Raw genomic sequence first — 23351 nt, 5'->3', positions numbered from 1 at the left:
TCAGCCCGCACACGGTCCACTTCGCGTGTATCCACACATTCGGAATGCCCGCCCCCGAGCAGCCCGAACCGCAAGACCTAACGGAGTCCTACTAGTGCCGTGACCGGAAAGGTTCACCGTGTCACGGCGCCCGGCACGGCACCTCGCCGCGTCGGGCCATGTTCGCCCGTTCAGGAGCGGCGTCCGGTGCGTGCTCTCGCCGTGCCGGCCGTAAGCCCTCGTACTGGACGTACTTGGGCTTTCGGCCGGTGCGGCGAGAGTGCGTGCCGGACGCGCGGAATGTCCGGCGCCGTGCGCGCGTTGCAGCGACCGCACACCCACGACGACCGAGCAGGCCGGACGGACCGAACGGTCCGGCAGGGCCGGGAGGAACCGATGGACACGCCGATGGACCCGACGCCGACCGCGCAGGACCGGGCCCAGGCCGGGGCCGCGGCCCCCGCCGCGTACTACGAGCAGGGCACGGCGGCCGAGCGCTGGACCCGCGCGGGGCTGTTCTTCGACGCCAAGGAGTACGTCCCGGCCGCCCGCGTGCTGGAGACGCTGACCGCCGAGGCCCCCGAGCAGCTGGCTCCCCGGCTGCTGCTGGCCCGCACCTACTACCACTCCGCCCGGCTCTCGCTCGCCGAGCGCGAGCTGCGCGGCCTGCTGGAGCGGTGGCCGGTGGAGGACTACGCCCAGCTGCTGCTCGGGCGCACCCTGGAGCGCCAGGGGCGGGCGGCCGAGGCGGCCCCGCACCTGCGCATCGCCGCCGCGATGGCCGGCGAGTTCCCCGAGGCCCGGGAGGCGGACCGGGCCGGGGAGGCCCGTACGGACGCACCGGCGCCGCCGGGTGCGGGCGCGGACCGCGCACTCGGTTAGCCTGGGTCCCATATGAACCGCCTCACCACGCCTTTCGGCTCCCACCAGCTCACCCGCTTCCCCGAGGACCCCCGCGACCGGCTCCGCGCCTGGGACGCCGCCGACGAGTACCTGCTGCGGCACCTCGCCGCCGGTACCGGCGAGCGCCCGCCGGTGGAGCTGGACGGGCAGATCACCGTCCTCGGGGACCGCTGGGGGGCTCTGGTGACGGCGCTGGCCGCGCACCGGCCGGTCCAGATCACGGACTCCTCCCTCGCCCACGAGGCGACCCGCCTCAATCTGGCGCGCGCCGGGGTGCCCGAGGCCGATGTCCGGCTGCTGACCACGCAGGACGCCCCGCCGGAGCGGATCGACGTCCTGCTCGTCCGCGTGCCCAAGAGCCTGGCGCTGCTGGAGGACCAGCTGCACCGGCTGGCCCCGCACCTGCACGCGGACACCGTGGTCGTCGGCACCGGCATGGTCAAGGACATCCACACCTCCACGCTGCGGCTCTTCGAGCGCATCATCGGCCCGACCCGGACCTCCCTCGCGGAGAAGAAGGCCCGGCTGATCTTCGCCACGCCCGGACCGCAGGCCGCGCGCGAGGCCGCCGGGCCCGGGCCCTGGCCGCTGACCTACACCCTGGACGAGGACTCGGGCGTGGCCTGCGGGCTCACCGCGGTCAACGAGGCCGGGGTCTTCTGCGCGGACCGGCTCGACATCGGCACCCGCTTCCTGCTCCAGCACTTCCCCCGGCGCACGGGCGCCGCCCGGATCGTGGACCTGGGCTGCGGCAACGGCGTGGTCGGCACGGCCGCCGCGCTCACCGAGCCCGGCGCCGAAGTGATCTTCACCGACGAGTCGTACCAGGCGGTGGCCTCGGCGGAGGCGACGTACCGGGCCAACGTCCCGGAAGGCGACCGCAGGGCCGAGTTCCTGGTCGGCGACGGGCTCGCCGGGGTGCCGGACGGCTCCGTGGACCTGGTGCTGAACAACCCGCCGTTCCACTCGCACCAGGCGACGACCGAGGCCACCGCGATGCGGATGTTCGCCCAGGCCCGCCAGGCCCTGCGGCCCGGCGGCGAGCTGTGGGTGGTCGGCAACCGCCACCTCGGCTACCACGTCCGACTGCGCCGGCTCTTCGGGAACAGCCAACTCGTCGCGAGCGACCCGAAGTTCGTGGTCCTGCGCGCGGTCAAGCAGGCCCCCGCGCCCAAGGACCGACCCGCGGGAGAGTGAGCGCCCCCACCGGACGGCGACCGGTGGGTACCCGCCGGTACCGGCCGGGAGCGTCCTGATCACGTCCTAGACTCGGCCCGTGAGCAGCAGCAGGGTCGGGCCGACCCCATCGGCGGGCGAGCGCGCGGGGCACCGCGACGACGGGCCCGCGGCCCGCTACCGCCGGGAGGAAGTCGCCCTCGCGGCGGGCGTGAAGGTGCGCAACCTGCGCTACTACCAGGAGCGCGGCCTGCTCCCGCCGCCGCTGCGCGAGGGCCGGATCGCCTGGTACTCCGACGACCACCTCGCCCGGCTGCGACTGATCAGCGACCTCCTGGGCCGGGGCTACACCGTCAACGGCATCGCGGAGCTGCTGCGCGCCTGGGAGGAGGGCGGCGGGATCGGCCGACTCCTGGGCCTGGAGCGGGAGATGACCCGGGGCTGGGTGCACGAGGACCCGGTCACGATGACCCTGGCCGAGCTGCGCGCGCTGTTCGGCGCGGCGGCCACCGCGCAGCACACCCGGCGCGCGGCGGCCCTGCGGTACGTCACGATCGAGGGCGACACGGTGACCTTCCCGAGCCGCGGGCTGCTGGAGGCGACCGTGGCACTGGTGCGGCAGGGGGTGCCGCTCACCGAGATCCTGGACGCGGGGGACTTCGTACAGACCCAAGCGGCAGCGCTCGCGGACCGGTTCGTGGGGCTCTTCCGATCGTATGTGATCGGCCCGGCCGGGCTGGAGCACCTTTCGGCCACCCAGGTTCAGCACATCACGGATGCGGTGGCCGCCCTGCGTCCGGTGGCGGGCGAGGTCGTGGCCGCCGAGTTCGCCCGTGCGATGGCCCGGCGGGTGGAGGCCGAGGCCGCCGAACTGCTGCGTACGGAGCAGTAGGAGTCGGCCGAAACCGGGCGTTCCCGCAACCTTGCCAACCACCATTGGCACTCTTACATTCAACTCGTCGGTAACAACGGTGCACAGCCGATATATAGGGGCATCCGGTGGAAGATTCCCAGAACTTACCCGACAACGCTGTCAACAGCGCTGACGGCCGGGTCAGATGGCGGCGCTTCGCCGTCCTGACCCTCCCGGCGGTCGCGGTCACGGCGGGGCTCGGGATAGCCCTGGCGCAGGGGGCGCTGGCCGCCTCCTTCGCCGTCTCGGGGCAGCAGTTCAAGGTCTCGGCGCAGAGCCTGGAGGGCGAGGGCTTCGCCCAGTACGGCAGCGTCGACGTCAACGCCCGCAACGAGCTCATCCCGGTGGCGGTCACCGCCATCAAGGAGGCCAAGCTCCACAGCCTCTGCCAGTCGGTGGTCACCACGCTCCCGCTGATCGGCGACATCTCGCTCAACCTCACGGCGGGCCAGAAGACTCCGGTCGAGGCCAGCAACCTCTTCGTGGACGCGACCCAGCTCTCCGGCGACGCGGTCTTCAGCAACATCGAGATCGGCCGGGACGCCTCCACCCTGGACAAGGGTCCGACGGAGGCCGTGGGCATGCAGGACCTCTTCGCCCAGCAGGCCGACAGCGTCGCCATCAGCAACCTGCACCAGACGGCGTGGGCGACCAACGCCGGCACCTTCAAGCTCTCCGGCCTCAACATGAACATCAGCAAGGGCAAGAAGGAATGCTTCTGACCCGGGGCGGCGCCCGGGACGGCACCGGCCCGGAGACCGGCGCCCCTTCCGGCGGCGGCCGGCCGCCCGGGCGGTTCCGTCGCTGGAGGCGGAGCAGACCCTTCTGGGGCGGCTTCTTCACCCTCCTCGCCGGAGCCGAGATCTGCGCGCTGCCGCTGGCACCGCTGAAGATCATGCTCCAGCAGGGCGTGGCGGGCATCCCGTCCGTCCTGATGGGGATCGTCATGATCGTGATGGGGCTCTCCGCCTGGTTCTCCCCTCAGCACCGCACCCTGGCGGGGATCCTCACGACGCTCATCGCCACTGCCGCGCTGGTCCTGTCGAATCTGGGCGGGTTCCTCATCGGCACCCTGCTCGGCATCCTCGGCGGCGGTCTGATGTTCGCCTGGCAGCCTTCCGCCGCGCCCCGCCGCACGTCCGCCACTCCCCCCACGGACACCTCTCCTCCCCCCTCTCCTGCGCCCCCCACGCAGGACACCGATCCCCAAGGAGCGCAGTCATGACCCGTACGCGCACCCGCACCGCACTCGCCCTGGCCGCCGGTCTCGCGGCCGCCGGGGCCCTGACCCTGGGCTCCGTCCCCGCGACGGCGAGCCCCTTACCCCTGGCGGGCTCGACCACCGTCTCGCCCGCCGGACACGCTTTCAAGGCCACGCTCAGCGGCAAGGCCACCCTCAAGGCCGGTTCGGTCACCGTGACCTGCTCGGTCTCCGTCTCGACGGGTTCGGTCCCGGCCGCTCCCGGCAACCACAACGCGGCCGGGCCCGTCGCCTCGCCCATCTCGCCGCCGACGTACAGCTCGTGCACCTCCAGCATTCCCGGGGTCACGCCGACGGTCACCACGAGCGGCGCGTGGTCCGTCTCGATGCAGAACGGCTCGCCGATCACGGCCACGATGACCGTGCCCACCGGCGGTCTGGTCGTGCACACGACCGGCCTCGCGACCTGCACCGTGACCACCGCCCCCAGCGGTCCGGCCGCGGTCGCGGGCACCTGGACCAACGGCGCCCCCTCCAGCCTGACCTTCACGAACGCCACCGTGCCGGTCACGGTCACCGGCGGCTTCGGCTGTCCGACGAGCGCGACCAGCTCGACCTTCAACGCCGTGTACAAGGTGACGGACACCACCGACCCGGCCCAGCAGATCACCGTCGCTCCCTGACCCGCGCACGGTGAACGCGGCCCCGCCCTCCCCGGTGCGCACCGGGGAGGGCGGGGCTTCGCGCGGGGTCGGGCCGGTTCAGCGGTGCGTCGGGAACTCCACCACCTGCTGGTAGGTCGGCCGGTTCTGCCAGGTGGTCATCGGGTGGGTGAGCCCGCCGACCGGACGCTGGACGATGCCGTCCGCGCACCACTGCTTGCCGGCAGCGCAGGTGCCGTCGGCCGGGTAGACCGCGGCCGGGGTCGCGGCCGCCGCCTGCTTCAGGGTGGCGAGCAGGACGTCGCGGCAGCCGCTCAGCGAGCCGCCCCCGCAGTAGACCCGGGACGGCGGATCGGCCACCGGCCGCCCGAGGACCATCCGCAGGTCCTCGTCCGCGTAGCTCCACCAGCCGTACTGGAAGGCGGAGCCGGCGTGCGAACCGGTGGGCCCGTGGCCCGCGTTGGGTGCCTCGTCGATGGTCAGCGAGGCCCGCAGGGCGTCGTACAGGGGGGCGCCGAGACCGGGCTTGAACTCGGCTTCGATCAGCAGCGGCCACCACGCGTCCATGATGCGGATCGCGTCGGCGTTCGCGTAGGTCTGCGAGCCGGGGCTGGTCTCCTTGCGTTCGCTGCCGGCGTCGCGCCAGGCGGTCAGCTTCTGCACGGCGGCGGCCGCCGCCGGGTCGGTGACGGGCGAACTGGCGAGGACGTCGATCAGCTCGGGCAGCAGGTTCTCCCCGCGCAGGTCGGTGACCGCCGCGTCCTCCATGGCCCGGGTGAGCGAGGCCCGGGTGACCCCGCCCGCGGCGACGAGCGGTTTGACCCGGTCGTCGAGGAGGCTGGCGCGGTGCACCGCGCCCATCCCGAAGCCGGCCGCCCCGTACCCCTTGGCCTGCTTGTTGTTCCAACTGATGTAGTAGTCCTGCCCGATGGACTGCGGGTGCTGGGCCGGCGGCGTGTAGGCGGCCGTGTTCACGACGGGGTCGAAGCCCTGCCACTCGTAGGCGGCCCGGCCGAGGACGGGCAGTGCGGGATCGACCCCGGCGGCCCGGACGGGGTTCGCCCCGCTGTTGTAGTAGGCGGCTTCGCGGGAGTCGGCGTAGAACCAGTTGAAGGCGTAGCCGATGTGCTGGGCGGCCTGCTGGAAGGTGCGGGCGTCCGTCACGTACGCCGGGTCGTTGAGCATCTGGAAGCCGATCATCGAGTCGGCCTCGTGGCGGTAGGTCGAGCGCAGCGCGGTGTAGGCGACGGGCTTTCCCGCGACGCTCGCGCGGTGCGTGACGATGCCGTAGGCGGTGCGCCACACCTGCATCCGGTAGGAGCCCGCCGCGGTGCCGTCGGCGACGCTGGGGGTCCAGGCGTTGCTGTGCTCCAGCTTCTCCATGGGCGTGCAGGTCCCGCGGAACAGGTAGGAGGCGGAGGCGGTGGTGGGCGCGGCGCCGCCCGGTTCGCACAGCTCGACGGCGAAGGTGTCGGTGATGTCCTGCCCGGCGGAGGTCGCGCTCCAGGCGTAGTCCTGGCCGCGCCCGAGCTGTACGTACATGCTCACGCCCGCGAAGGAGGCCCCGCGCGCGCTCAGGCCCGGGCCCTGGAGCTCCTGGAGCATGAGCAACTGGGGTGCCAGATAGCCGGTTTGCGGACCGAAGACGGCGACGGGGTGGCCGCTCGCGGTCTTCGCGCCGGAGACGAGCAGCGCGTTGGACATGCTCTGCTTGACCGGTTTGGGCGGCGTCGCCGCGGCCGCGGTGGTCGCGGCGCCCTTACGGTCGTACACCAGCGGTTCGGCGACGACCGAGCCGGCGTCCGGGAGCGCGGCGCCCTGGGGGTTCGCCGGCTTCTGGGCGTAGGGGAAGCTCGTCCCGTCATGGACCGTCAGCACGGCCTCGGGATCCTCGCGTTCGCGGAAGGACTCCCAGACCCGGGTTCCCTCCTCCAAGCCGAACTTCTGCTGCGCGGCCAGGAGCGAGACCGCGGCCTGCACCTCGCCGCCGCCACCGCCGCCGAAGAGTCCGCCGACGACGGAGGCGAGGGCGATCAGGTCGGTGAGCTTGAAGGGTTGGATCTCCCCCGCGTTGGTGATCGAGTCGATGTGTCCGGTCAGGACGTACTCGCCGGGGAAGTAGCGGCCGTTCTTCGACTGCGTCCGGTAGTCGTTGATGCCGTCGACGTACGCCTGCGCGTCCGCCATCGCCTGGCGACCGCGCTCGCCCTCGGTGGTGCGGATCCGGTCCACCTGGGCCTGCAGGTCCGCTTCGGTGTAGGGGGCCTGGGGCCAGAACTCCTGCTCCAGGCCCTGGTTGGCGAGGGCGCCGCCGGCGAAGGGGGTCAGGTCCCCGCGGCCGACGTGCCGGAAGAGGTCCATCTGCCACAGTCGGTCCTGGGCGGCGGCGTAGCCCGCGCCGTACTCGGTGCCGTAGCGGGTGGTGCCCTTGATGTGGGGCACGCCGGACTTCTTGTCCCGGGTGATGGTGACGTCGGGGCGCGGGCTGATGGTGGAGGCCACCTGGTCGGAGGGGACGCCGAAGGAGGCGTCGTTGAAGAAGTCGTTGATCTTCGCATCGGTGAGGCCCGGGTAGCCGCCCGCCAGCGAGGCGTAGCGCGCCAGCTGGTCGGAGGTGTGCTCGGGCAGGGTGCCGAAGGCCTTGTGGAGCAGGATCTGGGCGAGGGTGGCGTTGCCGCTCTGGCCGGGCGGCAGGATGTCGGAGCACTGGCCGCCGCAGTGGTCCGCCACGGGGAGCGGGACGGGGTCGGCGACGGCCCGGGCCGCCGAGGCGGTCGCGAGGGGGGAGAACAGGGCGGCGCCCAGGGCGATGAGCCCGCCGGCGACGGCGGTGCGCAGGCGGGCGGTGGGGCGATTCATGGGTGCTCCTCCGAGAGGCGGGGAACGGTTCCCGGAGGGTACTGGCGGGGACTACCACTCAGTAAGATGAAGGAGCGTCACTTTTTGTCGCACGGGAGAAGCGGGCGCGGGAAAACCGGTTGCCCGGGGCCCGGCCGCCGGGTCAAGCTGCCCCTCATGTCCGAGAACGCGACGCAGCACCCGCCCCGTCCGTCCGCCCGCGCCGAACGCAGCCCCGTGGCCGACCTGTTCTCCGCCACGGGTCGCCTCAAGGCGGTCCCCCGGAAGCCGGCCCGCCGCGAACAGCTCCTGCGGCACCTGGCCGAGACCCTGTTCGCCCCGGACCGCGACTACACCGAGCCCGAGGTCAACGGGGCGCTGCGCTCCGTGCACGACGACAGCGCCGCGCTGCGGCGCTACCTGGTCATCGCGGGCCTGCTGACGCGGACCCGCGACGGCGGCAACTACCGGCGCGCGACGCTCCCGACCTAGGTCCTGTCGTCAAAGTGCCGTCGTCGCCCGAAGGGCGGCCCCGCGGCACTTTGACGACAGGGCCTGGGCGGTCTCTTTCGGATCTTGCCGGTTGGGCCTCAGGCGCCCGGCGGGCCCGGAGCGTCCGGTGTGCGGCGGCCCCTGCGGGCGAGCAGCCAGCCGCCACCGGCCAGGAGCGCCGACGCGGCGGCGGCCAGGGCGGTGACGGTGACACCGGTGGACGCGAGTGCGCCACCCGCGGCGCCGGAACCACCGCCGCCGACCGTGGAACCGGAAGCCGAGCCCGACACCGCCGGGTCGGACGCCGGAGCAGCGCCCGACCCGCCTCCCGCACCGCCCGCGATGCCCGGACCACCGGCGTCGCCGGTCGTGGTCACCGGCACCGGTCCGCCGGTGGACGCGGACGGGGCGGGTGAGGGCCCCTGCGGGCCCGTGGGTTCGGGCGTGGACGTGGGCGAGGGCCCCGGATCCGGGGTGGCCGGCGGCGAACTCCCGTCCGTGGGACCAGGGGTGAGCGTCGGGGTCGGCTCGAACCGCTCCAGCCGGGTGATCCGGGCTCCGGCCGGGTCGGACACGAACACCACCCCGGCACCGGGGGCCACCGCGACGGCGGCCGCGCCCAACTGCCCCTGGTTGCCCGGCAGGACGACGGGCGGCGCGGCCTCCTTCAGGTCCGCCGAGCGCAGCACGGTGAGCGTACCGTCGCCGTCGCTGCCCGGCCGGCCCGGATCCCCCGCGTCCTGCCAGACCACGAAGACCTGGTGGGTGGCGCGGTCGAAGGCGGCCGCCCGGGGCAGGTCCACTGCGGTGACCGCGCCGAGGGGCGCGCCCGTACGGTCGTACACGAGCACGGAGTGGTCGAGCCCGACCCACACCGCGCCGGTCTCCGGGTCCACCTCGACGAATCCGCCGAAGCCCTCCCCGGCGGGGAGCCGGACCGTGGCGGCGAGCGTGAACGACGCGAGGTCGACCCGGTACAGCGCGCGGCCGGCGTAGTCGACGAACCAGGCCGCGCCGCGCGCCGCGTCGACGGCGAACTCCGTTCCGCCGTCGAGCGCGAGGGAACGCCCGACCGTCACCTTGGCGGTGTCGACCTCCTCCAGTACGGAGCCCTGCGCGACGAGGACCGTGCCCGGGGTGACGCCCGGGCCGACGTCGGTGACCGTCGCCCCCGGGAGCCAACCGCCCGTCACGGCCGGATCCCCGTCCTTGGCGGTGCCGATGCCGCGCAGCGGATAGAAGAGGGCGGCGCCGTCGCCGGGCAGCGGGCCCGCGAACCGGCCGACCGCGCGCGGGCCGAGCGCGCCGGTGGGTCCGGGCGCCCGGCCGACCGTACTGCGCACCTTCCCGTCGGCCGGGTCCAGTACGTACAGCCCGTTCTCGTTGACTCCGGTGGTGTCGGGCAGATCGGCCGAACCGACGTAGAGCTTCCCGGAGTCGGGGTGCAGGAGCAGGTCGCGGGGCCGCCCCGTGGTGGTGAACTGCGCCACCGCCCGGTAGCCCGCGGTGGCGGCGGGCTCGCCGGGCGCGCCGCTCGCGGCGGACACCGCGGCGCCCGTCGCGAGCGCGCCGAGGGCGACGGCGACCGAGGTGACGGCGGTGACCGTGACGGTGACGCCGGCGGCGCTCCGATGGCGGAGTGTCATGGGGATCGACCGGTCGACCGGGGCGGCTAGTTGAAGGTCACCGGGGCGTGCACGTCGTACGCGCGGTTCCCGGAGTTGAAGTGGTCGGCGCGGGTGACGACCGCGCATTCCACCGTCTCGCCGCAGACCTGGCCGTTGCCGAGGTCGGCCTTGACGTGGAGGGTGACGCTGAAGCTGCCGCCGGGCCCGAAGGCGGAGGTGTTGGGGAGGGCGGCGCCGCCGACGTTGGAGACCCAGTGGGAGGCCCCGGTGGTGCCGGCCTGGTCCGAACCACCCAGGCACGGCGTGGGCTTGGCGGCGCCCTGGGCGCCGCTGACCGCGCAGAGACCGACGTAGACGCCCTTGGCGGTGTTGTAGCCGCTGCCGGTGACGGTGATGTTCTGGCCCGTCGCGGCGGCGGCGCCGGGCGCGGTGAGCGAGAGGTGGTAGGTCGCGCCGCCGTCGGTGACCGTGCGCGTCGACGTGGCGGCCGAGGCTGCGGTGGCCGTGCCCAGGGCCACGGCGATGGTGGCGGTGGCGGCGACGGCCGTGCGGACGGCGAGGCGGGCGGCGGTGCGGGGCATGCGGGCGGCACTCATCGGGGGAACACCTTTCGGGCGCGGGAAGTGGGGCAGGAAGGCCGAAGGACGGCTCGGAGCACGCCCCGACCATCTCGACTTAGGTAAGGCTAACCTAATGTCGATCAAGATGGGAAGGGTGGTTCCGGCCGTCCGGAGCTCGTGCCGCAGCGCGCCGCTGGGGCCGTGGCCCTATCGCGGGTAGTACCGGGCGACGGTCTCCCGCACCTCCTCGAAGAGGGCGGGACCCTCCTGCGGCACGGGCGGTCGCCCGCTGCCCGGCCGGATGCCGGCCAGCTGCTCACCGGACAGCGCGAACACCACCCGGCGCAGGCCCGCCTGTTGGATGACCGCCGCGCACATCCCGCACGGCTCGCAGCTGGTGTACAGCGTGGTGCCCGCCGCCGTGACCGCGTCCAGCTCCCGCGCGGCCCAGCGCGCCAGCTTCAGTTCCGGATGCGCGGTGATGTCCGCGTCGCTGCGGGTCGTGTTGCGCTCCTGCGCCAGCACCGCCCCGTCCGGCCCGGCCAGCAGTGATCCGAAGGGCGGATCGCCGCGCTCGCCCGCCTCTCCCGCGAGCGCGATGGCCCGCCGCAGGAGGGCCCGGTCCTCGGGTGTGGTCATGACTGCCGCTCCGTTCCCGTGCGATGCGAGGGGTGCAGGTGCGCGGCCACCGTCGCCAGCGCCTGCCAGGCCGTTTCCGGGTGGCACGTCTGGCGGGGATCGCCGCCGTAGGGGTCGAGGATCACGGATTCGGCGCCCAACAGCCGTATGGCGTCGAGGTCTTCGAGGATCTGCCCGATCGTTCCCTGCCCGGCGAGCCGGTCCGGCCCGACGGCCGGCCGCTCCGTGAGCCCGAGGGCGATCCGGGGCGCGAGGGCGGGCGCGGGCCGCCCCAGGTCGTCCGCGTGCGCGGCGAGCCGCACCGCGGCCTCGCGCAGCCACGCCACGGTGGGGCGCAGCGGATGCCACGCGTCCCCGAAGCGCACGGCCCGGCGCCGGCCCGCGTCGCTGTTGCCGCCGACCCACACCGGGATCCGGCGGTCCCCGTAACCGGCGGTGTCCGCCCAGGCCTCGCGCAGGCCGCGCAGGTGGTCGTCGGTCAGCCGGCCCCGCCGCTCGAAGGGGATGCCCAGGGCGGCGAACTCCTGGCGCGCCCAGCCCACTCCGACGCCCAGGACCAGCCGGCCCCCGCTCAGTTCGTCGACGTTGGCCGCCATCCGGGCCGTGAGCAGCGGGTGCCGGTAGGGAGCGATCAGGACCGTCGTGCCGAGCCGGACCCGGGTGGTCAGGCCGGCCAGCCAGGACAGGGTGGTGAACGGCTCGTAGAAGGGCGCGGGGTAGCGTGCGGCGACGTCGGGCGTGATGGCCACGTGGTCCGAGACCATCAACAGGTCGTAGCCCAGGTCCTCCACGGTCCGGGCCCAGCCGCGCAGGACTCCCGGATCGGTGCCGGGGCCGAAATTGGGGACGTTCACTCCGATCTTCACACCGTCGAGCCTAGCCAGGCGGCGGGCCCCCCAGAAGTGACTCCCGCCTGCGCAAAGGCAGTTCGGCCGTGGATCCGCCGGTATTCTGGCCCGATGACCGAGACTCTTGACGCGACGGACTGGGCGATCCTGCGGGAGGTCCAGGGGGAGGGCCGGATCGCCTTCACGGAGCTGGCCCGACGGGTGAACCTGAGCGCCTCCGCGACGAAGGAGCGGGTGCGGCGGCTGGAGGAGGCCGGGGTGATCACGGGGTACCGGGCGGACGTGGACCTGGAGCGGACCGGGTACGGCGTGCTGGCGGTGGTCCGGCTCAAGTACCCGGGACCGGGCACCCGGCACGAGCCCCTGCGCCGCCTGCTGGAGGCGCGCCCGGAGATCCTCGAATGCCTGCGCACCACGGGGGACGACTGCTACGTCCTCAAGGTGGCGACCACCTCCATGGGCCACCTGGAGGAGGTGGTCGACGAGCTGGCCGCCTTCGGCAGCACCACCACCAACCTCGTCCTCAGCCGCCCCCTCCCCCTCCGCGGCCCACGACCCCCCGGACCGGCCACGCCCTAGGCCCTGTCGTCAAAGTGCCGTCTGCCTCGCGACGCCTGGCACGCACTCTCGCCGCACCGGGCGAAAGCCAAGTACGTCCAGTACGCGGGCTTCCGCCCGGCACGGCGAGAGCACGCACCAGACGCCGCGGGGCCGCCCTTCGGGCGACGACGGCACTTTGACGACAGGACCTAGGAACCGCCGGCGCCGTCCCGGTAGGTCTCCAGCAGCCGCAGCCAGATCTCGCTCATCGTCGGGAACGCGGGAACCGCGTGCCACAGCCGGGCGATCGGCACCTCCCCGACCACCGCGACGGTGGCCGCGTGCACCAGTTCGGCGGTGCCCGGGCCCACGAAGGTGGCGCCCAGGAGGACCTCGCGGTCGAGGTCCACGACCATCCGTGCCCGGCCCCGGTATCCGTCGGCGTACAGCCCCGCCCCGGACACCTTCGCGAGGTCGTAGTCGACGGCGCGCACCCGGTGACCCGCCCGCTCGGCCTCCGCGGCGGTCAGCCCGACGGCCGCGGCCTCCGGGTCGGTGAAGACCACCTGCGGCACGGCGGCGGTGTCCGCGGTCGCCGCGTACGGGCCCCAGCGCCCCTCGTCCGCCCCGGTGGCGGTGCCCGCCGCGCGGGCGGCGATGGCGGCCCCAGCGATCCGCGCCTGGTACTTGCCCTGATGGGTGAGCAGCGCCCGGTGGTTGACGTCCCCGACCGCGTACAGCCAATCGGTTCCGGACACCCGGCAGCTCTCGTCGACCGCGATCCAACCACCGGGCTCCAGCCCCACGGTGTCGAGGCCGATGTCGTCGGTGCGCGGGACCCGACCGGTCGCCATCAGCAGTTCGTCGCCCTCCAGGGTCTCCCCGCCGGTGAGCACGACCGTGACGGGCCCGGTCGCCCCGTCGCGCACGACGGCCTCCACGTCCACGCCCGTACGGACCACCGCGCCCGCTTCCCGCAGCGCCTCGGCGACCAGTTCCCCGGCGAAGGGTTCCATCCGGGGCAGCAGCCGCGCGCCGCGCACCAGCAGCGTCACCCGCGAGCCGAGGGCCTGCCACGCGGTGGCCATCTCGACCGCCACCACCGAACCTCCGACGATCAGCAGCCGCTCCGGGGCCTGCCCGGCCGAGGTCGCCTCGCGACTGGTCCACGGGCGGGCCTCGGCCAGCCCCGGCAGATCGGGCAGCAGGGCCCGGGTGCCGGTCGCCACGACCACGGCCTGCCGGGCGGAGAGCACCGTGTGTTCCCCCTCGGGGCTGGTGACGGCGATCTTCCGGATCCCGTAGAGGCGGCCGTGCCCCCGGTAGAGGTCCACGCCGATGGACGCGAGCCAGTCGCGTCCGCCGTCGTCCTTCCAATGGCTCGTCCAGTAGTCCCGGTGGGCCAGCACGGCCGCCGCGTCGAGCGGCCCGCGGACGGCGTCGGCCAGCCCCGGCACCTTGCGCGCGTCCGCGCGCGCGAGCGCCGGGCGCAACAACGCCTTGCTGGGCACGCAGGCCCAGTACGAGCACTCCCCGCCGACGAGTTCGCTCTCCACCAGCGCCGCGCTCAGCCCGGCCGCCCGGACCCGGTCGACGACGTTCTCCCCCGCGGGCCCCCCGCCGAGCACCAGGACGTCGTACTCCACCGCTTCGGTCATAGCCACCTTCCAGGGGTTCCACCGATGTCCACGCGAACCCGTCGGAATCCCGGCCAGGGGCTCGCGCCCCGTCACCTTACGCGGGGCGGGCGGGACATCGAACGGACGGCGCCGGTACCCGGCGTGGTGCCCCGCCACCGGGTGGCGGGGCATCGCGGCGGGGCCGGCGCCGTCGGCGTGCGGCTATGCCTCGGTGGGGGGCTGGGTGGGGTCCGGAGCCTCCGTCTTCGCCTTCTCCTCGGCGATCTTCGTGCGGACCTCGTCCATGTCCAGCGCGCGGGCCTGGCCGATGACGTCCTCCAGCATGGCCTCGGGCAGCGCCCCCGGCTGAGCGAAGATGGCCACCTGGTCCCGGATGATCATCAGGGTCGGGATCGACCGGATGTCGAAGGCCGCCGCCAGCTCCTGCTGCGCCTCCGTGTCCACCTTCGCGAAGACCAGGTCGGAGTGGGTCTGCGACGCCTTCTCGTAGACCGGTGCGAACTGCCGGCAGGGACCGCACCACGACGCCCAGAAGTCGATCAGCACGAACTCGTTCTCGCTGACCGTCCGGTCGAAGTTCTCCTTGGTGAGTTCGACTGTAGCCACGGTTTCCAGACCTCCGTATGTCACGCTTCCTGTCCCTGGAACGAACGGGGCGCCCCCAGCATTCCGCCGCCGCGCGACCGGGTCCGGCCCGGTCAGAACGGGTGGCCGGCCGGGGTGCGGCGGACCGTCGTCCAGCGCAGCTCCGTGAAGGCGTCGAGATTGGCCTCGCCGCCGAACCGGGCCCCGTTGCCGGAGGCACCCACACCACCGAAGGGGGCGACCGCCTCGTCGTTCACCGTCTGGTCGTTCACGTGCACGATCCCGGTGGGGATCCGCTCGGCCAGCTCCAGCCCGCGCGCCGCGTCACGGGTGACCACGCCCAGGGAGAGGCCGTACGGGCCGGCCGAGGCGAGGCCGATCGCCTCCTCCTCCGTGGCGAAGGAGCGTACGGGCGCCACCGGCCCGAAGACCTCCCGCGCGTACGCGGGGGTGTCGTCGGCGACGCCCGCGAGCACCGTCGGCCGGTAGAAGAGGTCCTGGTGGGTGCCGCCGGCGAGCAGCTTCGCGCCCCGCTCGGTGCTCGCCTCGACCAGCGCGTGGACCCGCTCCAGCTGGGCGCGGTCGATCAGCGGCCCCAGGTGCACCCGCTCCCGGTACGGGTCCCCCACCGCCAGCGCCTCGGCCCGGGCGGCGAGCCGCTCGACGTACTCGTCGTACAGCGAGGCGTGCACGAGGTGTCGGCCCGCGGTCATGCAGATCTGGCCCTGGTGGAAGAAGGACCCCCAGGACGCCTGGGCCACGGCGGCCTCGACGTCGGCGTCGGCGAGCACGATCAGCGCCGAGTTGCCGCCCAACTCCAGGTGCGCGCGCTTGAGGTGACGGCCGGCCGACTCCCCGACGGTCCGGCCGCTCGCGGTGGAGCCGGTGAACGAGACGACGCGCACCCGGGGGTCGGCGACCACCGCCGCCCCGGTGTCCGCGTCCCCGGGCAGGACGTGCAGCAACCCGGCCGGCAGCCCGGCGGCGGCGAAGACCGCGGCGAGCGCGAGCCCCCCGCACACGGCGGTGCGCCGGTCCGGCTTGAGCAGCACGGCGTTGCCGAGGGCGAGCGCGGGCGCGACCGAGCGGATGGCGAGGATCAGCGGGGCGTTGAAGGGGGCGATCACCCCGACGACCCCGGCCGGGGTGCGCCGGGTGTACGAGAGCCGGGGCGCCTCGGTCGCCAGCACCTGCCCGGTCGGGCGCGAGGCGAGCGCCGCGGCCTCGTAGCACTCCTGGGCCGCGACGTGCAGTTCGAAGTCCGCCTTGCCGGGGATCGAGCCGGATTCACGGATCAGCCAGGTGCGCAGTTCGTCGGCGTGGGCGGTGAAGAGGTCGCCCGCCCGGCGGAGCACCGCGGCGCGCTCCAGGTGGGTGGCGCGCGCCCAGTCCCGCTGCGCGGCCAGGGCCCGTACGGCGGCCTCGGCGACGTCGGGGGCGGAGGCGAGGTCGAGGGTGGCGAGGGTACGGCCGGTCGCCGGTTCGACGACCGGTGCCGTGCCCCCGGTCAGAGTGGGTCCGTCCTGCCAGAACTGCGGGTCGAGGAGCGGCATGACGCGGGGCCTCCGTTGGCTGGGGCGGAGCGGTGGGGGTGGGGGGCGGCACGCGTCATCGTGCCAGAACGGAGTTCCCAATTCTGTTCACTTATTGGGCAGTTGCCGGCGGCACGTGTCCGGAATCGATCGCGCGTCCGTGCGGCCCGTCGACGACCCGCCCCGACGGCTCCCCGCCCCCGCCCCGGCCCGTCAGCGCTCCAGCACGAGGGCGATGCCCTGACCCACCCCGATGCAGAGCGCGGCCATCCCCGTGCCCGAACCGGCCGCCGCCAGCTGGTGGGCGACCGAGCCCGCGAGCCGGGCCCCCGAGGCGCCCAGCGGGTGGCCCAGCGCGATGGCCCCGCCGCGCGGGTTGACCACGTTCCGGTCCAGCTCGGGCCAGGCCTCCAGGCAGCCCAACGCCTGGGCGGCGAAGGCCTCGTTGAGCTCCAGGGTGGTCAGGTCCGCGAAGCCGCGGCCCGCCTTCTCCAGGGCCCGCCGGACCGCCTCGACCGGCCCCAGCCCGAAGAGCTGCGGCTCGATCCCGGTGACCGCGGAGGACCGGATCCGGGCGAGCGGCTCGCGCCCGGTCGCCGCGAGCCCCGCCTCGTCGGTGAGCAGCAGGGCCGCGGCCCCGTCGTTGAGCGGGGAGGCGTTGCCCGCGGTGACCGTGCCCCGGCCATCGGTGCGGAAGGCCGGCTTCAGCCGGGCGAGGGCCTCCATGGACGACCCCTCCCGGACGCACTCGTCGCGCGTCAGCTCGGCTCCCGGGTACGGGACCACCTCGGCGTCGTACTCCCCCGCCGCCCAGGCAGCCGCGGCCTTGCGGTGGCTCTCCAGGGCGAAGGCGTCCTGGGCCTCGCGGGTGAGGGCGTACTTGTCCGCGACCAGTTCCGCGCCCTCGCCCAGTGAACCGGTCCACTCCTCGGGCATCCGGGGGTTCGTCATGCGCCAGCCCAAGGTGGTGGACCACATCTGCTGGTGGGCCGCGGGGAAGGCCCGCTCCGGCTTCTGCACCACCCAGGGGGCGCGGGTCATGGACTCCACCCCGCCCGCGATCGCCACGGAGGCGTCACCGAGCGCGATGGCGCGGGCAGCCTGGATGACGGCCTCCAGACCCGATCCGCAGAGCCGGTTGACGGTGACCCCGGGGACCGTGACCGGCAGGCCGGCCAGCAGCACCGCCATGCGGGCGACGTCCCGGTTGTCCTCGCCGGCGCCGTTGGCGTCGCCGAAGACCACGTCGTCGATCCGCGTGGGGTCGAGCGCGGGCGTACGGTCCACCAGGGCGCGGACCACGTGCGCGGCCAGGTCGTCCGGGCGGACCCCGGCGTAGGCACCGCCGAACTTGCCGATCGGGGTACGGACGGCGTCGACGATGTAGACGTCGCGGATGCGCATGCGGGGTCTCCTGGGCAGATCCGTGCGGGCGCGCCGGTGGGCGCGCCCGCAGTCTCCGTCCCCGGCTCGCGGCCTGTCAACGCCCCCCCGGCGCCGCCCTGACCTGGCCGGCCGTCCCCCAGGGCTCAGGTGGACTCGCGGGGGACGGCGCGCGCGGCCAGCAGGTCGCGGCGGGCCGGGGCCTCCGAGGGTTCCCGGACCGCCCGGTCCACCAGGGACGCGAGGTGATCGCCCGTGGGCATCTCGATCCGCACCGTGCTCAGGCGCGGCCGCAGCAGGCGGCCGAGCAGCAGGTCGTCGGCGCCCATCACGGCCACGTCCTCGGGCACCCGCAGCCCCGCGTCCTGGAGGGCGCGCATGAGGAGCATCGCGTACTCGTCGTTGTAGGCGAAGACGGCATCGGGGCCTCTTTCCGGCCACGTGGCGGCGAGGGCCCGCGCCGACTCCTCGGTGTAGGCCATCGGCAGCGGCTCGATCGCGGCCGCGCCGGCGGCCGCCGCCCGGGCGCCGTCCAGCCGCGGGGCGGAGAAGAGCTCCAGTCCCGCCTCCTCGGGGACGATCACACCGATCCGGCGGTGGCCGCGCTCGACGAGGTGGGCCGCGGCCCGGGCGCCGACCTCGGCCTGGTCCATGACGAGCGCGTGCGCCCCGGCGACGCCGGCCGGCCCGAGCGTGATCACGGCGCGGGCACCGGCCCGCTTGAGGGTCTCGACGTTGTGGGGGCTCAGCACGATCTCGCCGAGGGAGATCACCGCCACGGGCCGCAGCTCGGCCCAGGCGCGGGCGGCCTGGTCCCCGGTGAGGCCGAGGCTGCCGTACTGGACGACGGTGTAGTCGAGCCGGCGCAGCGCCCACTGGAGCTCGTTGAAGAAGGCGCTGTACAGCGGCCCGGCCGGGACGTGCGAGGTGGGCAGCAGCACGATCCGGGTGTGCCCGGCCCGCAGGCTGCGGGCGGCGGCGTGCGGGACGTAGCCCAACTCCTCCGCGGCCTCGCGCACCTTGCGGCGGGTCGGCTCGCTGATGCGCACGGCTTCGGCGTTGTTCAGGACGTACGAGACCGTGGCGCGCGAGACGCCGGCCAGCCGGGCCACGTCGGCACTGGTCGGCGCGGCGGCGATGGCGGGCGCGGGGGCGGCGGGCGCGGCGGCGATGGCGGGCGCGGGGGCGACGGGTCGCGCGGGCGCGGCGGCTTCGACGGCTTCGACGGCCGCGGCGGGTCCCGCCGCCGTGGACCCCGCAGTGGGCGGCGCGGGCGGCGCCGATCGGGCGGACGACTTCGGCGACGGTCGCTTCGGGGACGACTTCGGTGAGGGAGGCATTGCCGTGGCATCTTTCCAGACCGGTCGGGCTCGGGGGCTAGCGGATGGCCGGAATCGGATGCTACACAGTGGTTACACGATTCATTGACACGTGTAACCCGGTCGTCACAACCCCTGCACCGACCGTGCCGCAGCCCGTGTCGCACCGTGCCGCCGCCCCGTCGTGTTCCGACGCACCCCCGCCGTCACGACGGGGCGGCGCGCACCCCCTCACCCGCCCGACACCCCTGCCCAGGAGGGCACCGTGGCCGTCTCCTCCCCCGGCACCGGCACCGCCGACGCCACCCCCGCCGCATCCGCCGCCGCGCCCTCGACACCCGCGCCCGGACGCGGTCTGCTCCCCCTGCTCCTCATCGGCAACACCGCGATGTACGCGCTCTACATCGGAGTCGCCGCAATCCTGCTCGCGCTCCAGGTCGAGGACATCGACCCGGCGAACAAGGTCGCCAACTTCGGCCTGATCGCGGGGGTCTCCGCGGTCTTCGCCACAGTGTTCAACCCGGTCGCGGGCGCCCTCTCGGACCGCAGCGGCCGCCGCAACCCCTGGATCCTGGGCGGCGGCCTGGCGGCGGTCCCCGCGATGTTCCTCCTCGGGCTCGCCGACACGATCCTGCTGATCACCATCGCCTGGTGCCTCGGCCAGGCCGTGATGAACGTCTACCAGGCCGCCCTCACCTCCGTGGTCCCCGACCGGATCCCGGTCGGCGCCCGCGGCAAGGCCTCGGCCGCGGTCGGACTCGGCCTCCCCTTCGGCTCGACCCTGGGCGCCCTGCTGGGCGCGGCCTTCTCCAACGACTACCGCACCGGCTACCTGGTCTTCGGCGCGGTCGTGGCGGGCGCCGCCGTGCTCTTCACGGCGAGCAGTCGCGAGCAGCGCCTCCCGGCCCGCGCCCCGCTGCCCCTCCGCGCCCAACTGGCCGCCTTCACCGGGGCGTTGCGCGACCACGACTTCCGGTGGGCCTTCATCGGGCGCGCCCTGCTGGTCCTCGGGTACTTCTCGGTGAGCGGCTACCAGCTGTACATCGTCCAGGACCACACCCTGCTGCCCGCGGGCATGGAGCCGCAGGAGGCGGTGGCCCTCCTGATGCCGCTGACCAGCGTCGCGATGGTGGTCTCGACGGTCCTGGGCGGTTACCTGTCCGACCGCTTCGACCGCCGCAAGCTGTTCGTGGGCGCCTCCGCGCTGCTGTCGGCGCTCGCGCTCCTCATCCCGGCCCTGTCGTCGAGTTGGTCGGCGATGCTCGCCTTCTCCCTGGTCAACGGCCTCGCCTTCGGCAGCTACATGGCCGTCGACACGGCGCTGGTGACGATGGTGCTCCCGAAGGCCGAGGACGCGGCGCGGGACATGGGCGTCCTCAACATCGCCAACGCCGGACCGCAGATCGTCGCGCCGTTCGTCGCCTCGGTGATCGTGTCCGTCAGCGGCGGGTACACCGCCCTGTTCGTCATCGCGGCGCTGCTCTCCGTCGCGGGCGCGCTGGCCGTGAAGCCGATCCGCGGCGTCCGCTGACGACCGCTGACGACCGCTGACGACCGCTGACCGGCAGACTCGTACGGCACACCCGCACCACGCAGCCCGCACAACGCACCGCGCAGCCCGCACCGCGCGTCCCGTAGAAAGGCACTCCGTGCAACTCCACACCCACACCTGGGGCGAGGGCGACCGCGTCGCCCTGCTCGTCCACGGCATCATGTCCGACCACCGCACCTGGCGCCGGGTCGGTCCCGCGCTCGCCGACCTCGGGTACCGCGTCATCGCGGTCGACCTGCGCGGCCACGGCGCCAGCGGCCGGGGCGACTACACCCCGCAGGGCTTCGCCGACGACCTGGTCGACACCCTCCCCACCGGGGCCGACCTCGCCCTCGGCCACTCCCTCGGCGGCCTGACCCTCTCCCTGGCCGTGGACCGGCTGCGGCCGCGGCGCGCGGTCTACTCGGACCCGGCCTGGCACCTGGCCCCGCTCGGTGAGGGCTTCGGGCCCGAGGTGTTCGCCGCCTTCAAGTCGGCGTCCAGGGAGCGGATCCGGGCGCTGAGCCCGCGCTGGGAGGAGGCCGACGTGGACGTCGAGCTGCTCACCCTGGCGGCCTGGGACGAGGCCACCGCGCTGTGCCTGGCCCCCCTCGCCGGTACGGACCTGCTGCCCGCCGCGCCGGTGGTGCCGTCCCTGGTCCAGCTGGCCGATCCCAGCTTCCTGATCGACGAGGAGCGCGCCGCCGTCCTCAAGTCCCGTGGATTCGAGGTCCGTTCGGTGTCGGGCGCCGGTCACACCATCCACCGCGACGACTTCGAGGGGTTCATGACCTCGCTTGAAGGATGGATATAGCAAGCGTCGAGATCTCCCCGTTACGGTCGACATACCGATGAGTAACGGGGAGGTCCGGTTTCGATGACCACAGTTCCTGGCACGGTTCCTGGTAGGGCTCCTGGCACGACGACCGCGGTCCTGGCTCCGGGCACCACGGCCGACCCGGCTCCCGGCCCGCCGCCGGGCCCGCACCCCCTGCCGACCCCGCACCGGGTGCCCGGCCTCGCCGACATGGTCCGGGCGCTCGCCGACGGCAGCGTGACCTCGCGCTGGCTCACCGAACAGTGCCTGGAGCGGATCGAGGCCTCGCAGCCGGAGCTGAACGCCTTCCGGATCGTGCACTCCGAGGCGGCCCTCGCGGAGGCGGACGCGGCCGACCGGCGGCTCGCCGCCGGGGAGCGGCTCCCGCTGCTCGGCGTGCCGCTCGCGGTCAAGGACGACATGGACGTGGCCGGGCTGCCGACGGCCTTCGGCTGCGCCGGGGACTTCCCGCCGAAGGCCGAGGACAGCGAGGCAGTACGCCGCCTGCGCGCCGCGGGCGCGGTCATCGTCGGCAAGACGCAGACCCCGGAGCTGGGCCAGTGGCCGCTCACCGAGGGGCCCGCCTTCGGCGCGACCCGCAATCCGTGGAACCCGGCCTTCACCCCCGGCGGCTCCTCGGGCGGATCGGCGGCCGCCGTGGCCGCCGGCCTGATCCCGGCCGCGCTGGGATCGGACGGCGCCGGTTCCATCCGCATCCCGGCGGCCTGGACGCACCTGGTCGGCATCAAACCGCAGCGCGGCCGCATCTCCACCTGGCCCGAGCCGGAGGCCTTCCGCGGGCTGACGGTCAACGGCGTGCTGGCGCGTACGGTCGCGGACGCCGCGCTGCTGCTCGACGCGGCCAGCGGGTCCCACCGCGGCGACCTGCACCGGCCCGCGCCGATCTCCGCCTCCCGGGCCGCCCGCACCGAGCCGGGGCGGCTGCGGATCGCGCTCGCCTTCGCGATGCCGTTCACCGGCACCTCCAAGTCCCTGGACCCGTCGATCCGCTCCGCCGTGGAGCGGCTCGCCGGGCGGCTGGAGGCGCTGGGTCACGAGGTGGCCCTGGAGGACCCCCGGTACGGGCAGATCGGGCTGAGCTTCATACCCCGCGCGACGGGGGGCGTACACGAGTGGGCCGCCCGGGTGCCGGATCCCTCGCTGTTGGACCCGCGCACGAGCGAGGCGACGCTCATGGGGCGCATCCTCAGCGGGCTGCCCCTGCGGGCCGCCCGCCGCGCGGAGGCCCTGCACCAGCACCGGATCGGGGAGATCTTCAACCGCTACGACGTGGTCCTGACCCCCACGACCGCCACCGCCCCGCTGCGCGTCGGCGCCCTGGAGGACCGGGGTTCCCTGGACACCGAGCGGGCGATCATCGCGGCCTGCCCGTACGCCTGGCCCTGGAACGTCCTCGGCTGGCCGGGCGTGAACGTCCCGGCGGGCTTCACCCCCCAGGGGCTCCCCGTGGGCGCCCAGCTCCTGGGCCCGGAGTCCTCGGAGCCGCTCCTCGTCTCGCTCGCGGCCCAGCTGGAGGCGGCGGAGAACTGGCAGTCCCACTGGCCGCGTTGGTCCGCCCCGCTCAGAACGGCGACGGCATAGGTCACGGGTTCGCCGTAGGCCCTGTCGGGGCACCGCCGCGGCACGTCCCGTGCCGGCCGCGCCGGCACACCGCTAACCTCTGCCGGATGACGGCACTTTCGCACCACACCCCGCACACCGACCAGCCCCACCAGCCCGGCCGCGACGGCGCCGGGGCGACCGCAGAGGTCGATCCGCGCGCCATCGGGCCCGTGCGCACCTCCTACGCCCCCGACCACGACGGGGACCCCGACCCCGGCGAGATCGTGTGGACGTTCGTCCCCTACGAGGAGAACGACGGGCGGGGCAAGGACCGGCCGGTGCTGGTCGTGGCCCGCGAGACCGACCGCGGCACCGTGTTGGCCGTACAGCTTTCCAGCAAGCGCCACGACCACGACCGGGAGTGGGTCCCGATCGGGACCGGCCCCTGGGACGCGGCCGGACGGGAGTCCTGGGTGGACGTGGACCGGGTGCTGCGCGTGCACGACGCCGGCATGCGGCGCGAGGCGTGCGCCCTGGACCGCGGCCGCTTCCACCTGGTCGTCGACCGCCTGCGCGAGCGGTACGGCTGGGCCTAGGTCCGC

At 74.2% G+C, this 23351-nt stretch carries 21 protein-coding genes and 1 pseudogene; 12 read left to right on the top strand and 10 right to left on the bottom strand.

Translation table 11 applies throughout. From position 1 onward, the window contains the following. Positions 1–387 precede the first annotated feature (387 nt). The 6 genes and pseudogenes from ACZ4UB_RS11630 to ACZ4UB_RS11605 all read left to right on the top strand — a co-directional run. Positions 388–777: pseudogene (locus tag ACZ4UB_RS11630) on the top strand (tetratricopeptide repeat protein); the annotation flags it as partial. Positions 778–873: 96 nt separating this feature from the next. After that, the gene (locus ACZ4UB_RS11625) at positions 874–2079 is read left to right on the top strand and encodes a methyltransferase (protein WP_468069944.1); all 1206 of its coding nucleotides are present in this window, start codon (positions 874–876) and stop codon (positions 2077–2079) included. Between the two features lie 79 nt (positions 2080–2158). Beyond that, positions 2159–2950, top strand: coding sequence for a MerR family transcriptional regulator (locus tag ACZ4UB_RS11620; RefSeq protein ID WP_468069943.1), 792 nt, complete (start codon positions 2159–2161; stop codon positions 2948–2950). A gap of 107 nt (positions 2951–3057) precedes the next feature. Next, complete coding sequence (locus ACZ4UB_RS11615; protein WP_468069942.1) at positions 3058–3693, top strand: DUF6230 family protein; 636 nt, start codon at positions 3058–3060, stop codon at positions 3691–3693. After that, a complete protein-coding gene (locus ACZ4UB_RS11610) occupies positions 3684–4196 on the top strand; it encodes a DUF6114 domain-containing protein (RefSeq protein WP_468069941.1) in 513 nt (170 codons plus the stop codon). Before ACZ4UB_RS11615 ends, ACZ4UB_RS11610 begins: the two co-directional genes overlap by 10 nt. Further along, entirely contained in the window at positions 4193–4855 is a 663-nt protein-coding gene (locus ACZ4UB_RS11605; protein WP_468069940.1) for a hypothetical protein, read from the top strand. Before ACZ4UB_RS11610 ends, ACZ4UB_RS11605 begins: the two co-directional genes overlap by 4 nt. A 78-nt stretch (positions 4856–4933) precedes the next feature. On the opposite strand, the gene ACZ4UB_RS11600 is transcribed toward ACZ4UB_RS11605, so the two are convergent. Beyond that, complete coding sequence (locus tag ACZ4UB_RS11600; RefSeq protein ID WP_468069939.1) at positions 4934–7693, bottom strand: penicillin acylase family protein; 2760 nt, start codon at positions 7691–7693, stop codon at positions 4934–4936. A gap of 156 nt (positions 7694–7849) precedes the next feature. Between ACZ4UB_RS11600 and ACZ4UB_RS11595 the strand changes: the two genes are divergently transcribed. Then, the gene (locus ACZ4UB_RS11595; RefSeq protein ID WP_468069938.1) at positions 7850–8164 is read left to right on the top strand and encodes a DUF2087 domain-containing protein; all 315 of its coding nucleotides are present in this window, start codon (positions 7850–7852) and stop codon (positions 8162–8164) included. A gap of 98 nt (positions 8165–8262) precedes the next feature. On the opposite strand, the gene ACZ4UB_RS11590 is transcribed toward ACZ4UB_RS11595, so the two are convergent. The 4 genes from ACZ4UB_RS11590 to ACZ4UB_RS11575 form a co-directional block, all read right to left on the bottom strand. Further along, positions 8263–9810 (bottom strand): YncE family protein, encoded by a 1548-nt coding sequence (locus tag ACZ4UB_RS11590; protein ID WP_468069937.1) that lies wholly within the window; start codon positions 9808–9810, stop codon positions 8263–8265. 26 nt (positions 9811–9836) lie between these two features. After that, positions 9837–10388: a hypothetical protein gene (locus tag ACZ4UB_RS11585; protein ID WP_468069936.1), complete on the bottom strand. Its 552-nt coding sequence runs from the start codon at positions 10386–10388 to the stop codon at positions 9837–9839. Between the two features lie 171 nt (positions 10389–10559). Continuing rightward, positions 10560–10991, bottom strand: coding sequence for a nucleoside deaminase (locus ACZ4UB_RS11580; RefSeq protein WP_468069934.1), 432 nt, complete (start codon positions 10989–10991; stop codon positions 10560–10562). Beyond that, entirely contained in the window at positions 10988–11857 is an 870-nt protein-coding gene (locus ACZ4UB_RS11575; protein WP_468069933.1) for an LLM class flavin-dependent oxidoreductase, read from the bottom strand. The genes ACZ4UB_RS11580 and ACZ4UB_RS11575 overlap by 4 nt, the downstream gene beginning before the upstream one ends. Before the next feature lie 93 nt (positions 11858–11950). On the opposite strand from ACZ4UB_RS11575, the gene ACZ4UB_RS11570 reads away from it, so the two are divergent. After that, positions 11951–12418 (top strand): Lrp/AsnC family transcriptional regulator, encoded by a 468-nt coding sequence (locus tag ACZ4UB_RS11570; RefSeq protein WP_468069931.1) that lies wholly within the window; start codon positions 11951–11953, stop codon positions 12416–12418. A gap of 170 nt (positions 12419–12588) precedes the next feature. On the opposite strand, the gene ACZ4UB_RS11565 is transcribed toward ACZ4UB_RS11570, so the two are convergent. The 5 genes from ACZ4UB_RS11565 to ACZ4UB_RS11545 all read right to left on the bottom strand — a co-directional run bounded on the left by ACZ4UB_RS11565 (position 12589) and on the right by ACZ4UB_RS11545 (position 18859). After that, positions 12589–14037 (bottom strand): dihydrolipoyl dehydrogenase family protein, encoded by a 1449-nt coding sequence (locus tag ACZ4UB_RS11565; RefSeq protein ID WP_468069929.1) that lies wholly within the window; start codon positions 14035–14037, stop codon positions 12589–12591. A 183-nt stretch (positions 14038–14220) separates the two neighbouring features. After that, on the bottom strand, positions 14221–14625 hold the full coding sequence (gene trxA, locus ACZ4UB_RS11560; protein WP_468069928.1) for a thioredoxin: 405 nt from the start codon (positions 14623–14625) through the stop codon (positions 14221–14223). A gap of 92 nt (positions 14626–14717) precedes the next feature. Continuing rightward, complete coding sequence (locus ACZ4UB_RS11555; protein WP_468069925.1) at positions 14718–16157, bottom strand: aldehyde dehydrogenase family protein; 1440 nt, start codon at positions 16155–16157, stop codon at positions 14718–14720. Between the two features lie 192 nt (positions 16158–16349). Then, positions 16350–17540, bottom strand: coding sequence for a thiolase family protein (locus ACZ4UB_RS11550; protein ID WP_468069923.1), 1191 nt, complete (start codon positions 17538–17540; stop codon positions 16350–16352). 125 nt (positions 17541–17665) lie between these two features. Further along, positions 17666–18859: a LacI family DNA-binding transcriptional regulator gene (locus ACZ4UB_RS11545; RefSeq protein WP_468069921.1), complete on the bottom strand. Its 1194-nt coding sequence runs from the start codon at positions 18857–18859 to the stop codon at positions 17666–17668. Positions 18860–19103: 244 nt separating this feature from the next. On the opposite strand from ACZ4UB_RS11545, the gene ACZ4UB_RS11540 reads away from it, so the two are divergent. From ACZ4UB_RS11540 to ACZ4UB_RS11525, 4 genes are all read left to right on the top strand, one after another. Further along, positions 19104–20369, top strand: coding sequence for an MFS transporter (locus tag ACZ4UB_RS11540; protein ID WP_468069919.1), 1266 nt, complete (start codon positions 19104–19106; stop codon positions 20367–20369). Positions 20370–20487: 118 nt separating this feature from the next. Continuing rightward, complete coding sequence (locus ACZ4UB_RS11535; protein WP_468069917.1) at positions 20488–21183, top strand: alpha/beta fold hydrolase; 696 nt, start codon at positions 20488–20490, stop codon at positions 21181–21183. Positions 21184–21396: 213 nt separating this feature from the next. Beyond that, the gene (locus ACZ4UB_RS11530) at positions 21397–22788 is read left to right on the top strand and encodes an amidase (RefSeq protein WP_468069955.1); all 1392 of its coding nucleotides are present in this window, start codon (positions 21397–21399) and stop codon (positions 22786–22788) included. An 86-nt stretch (positions 22789–22874) separates the two neighbouring features. After that, positions 22875–23345: a type II toxin-antitoxin system PemK/MazF family toxin gene (locus ACZ4UB_RS11525; RefSeq protein WP_468069915.1), complete on the top strand. Its 471-nt coding sequence runs from the start codon at positions 22875–22877 to the stop codon at positions 23343–23345. Positions 23346–23351: the final 6 nt, after the last annotated feature.

It is taken from the genome of Streptomyces sp. NPDC028419, from assembly GCF_055565515.1.
Note: the sequence above shows the minus strand (reverse complement) of the source record. Positions and strands in the feature narration are given on the sequence as shown.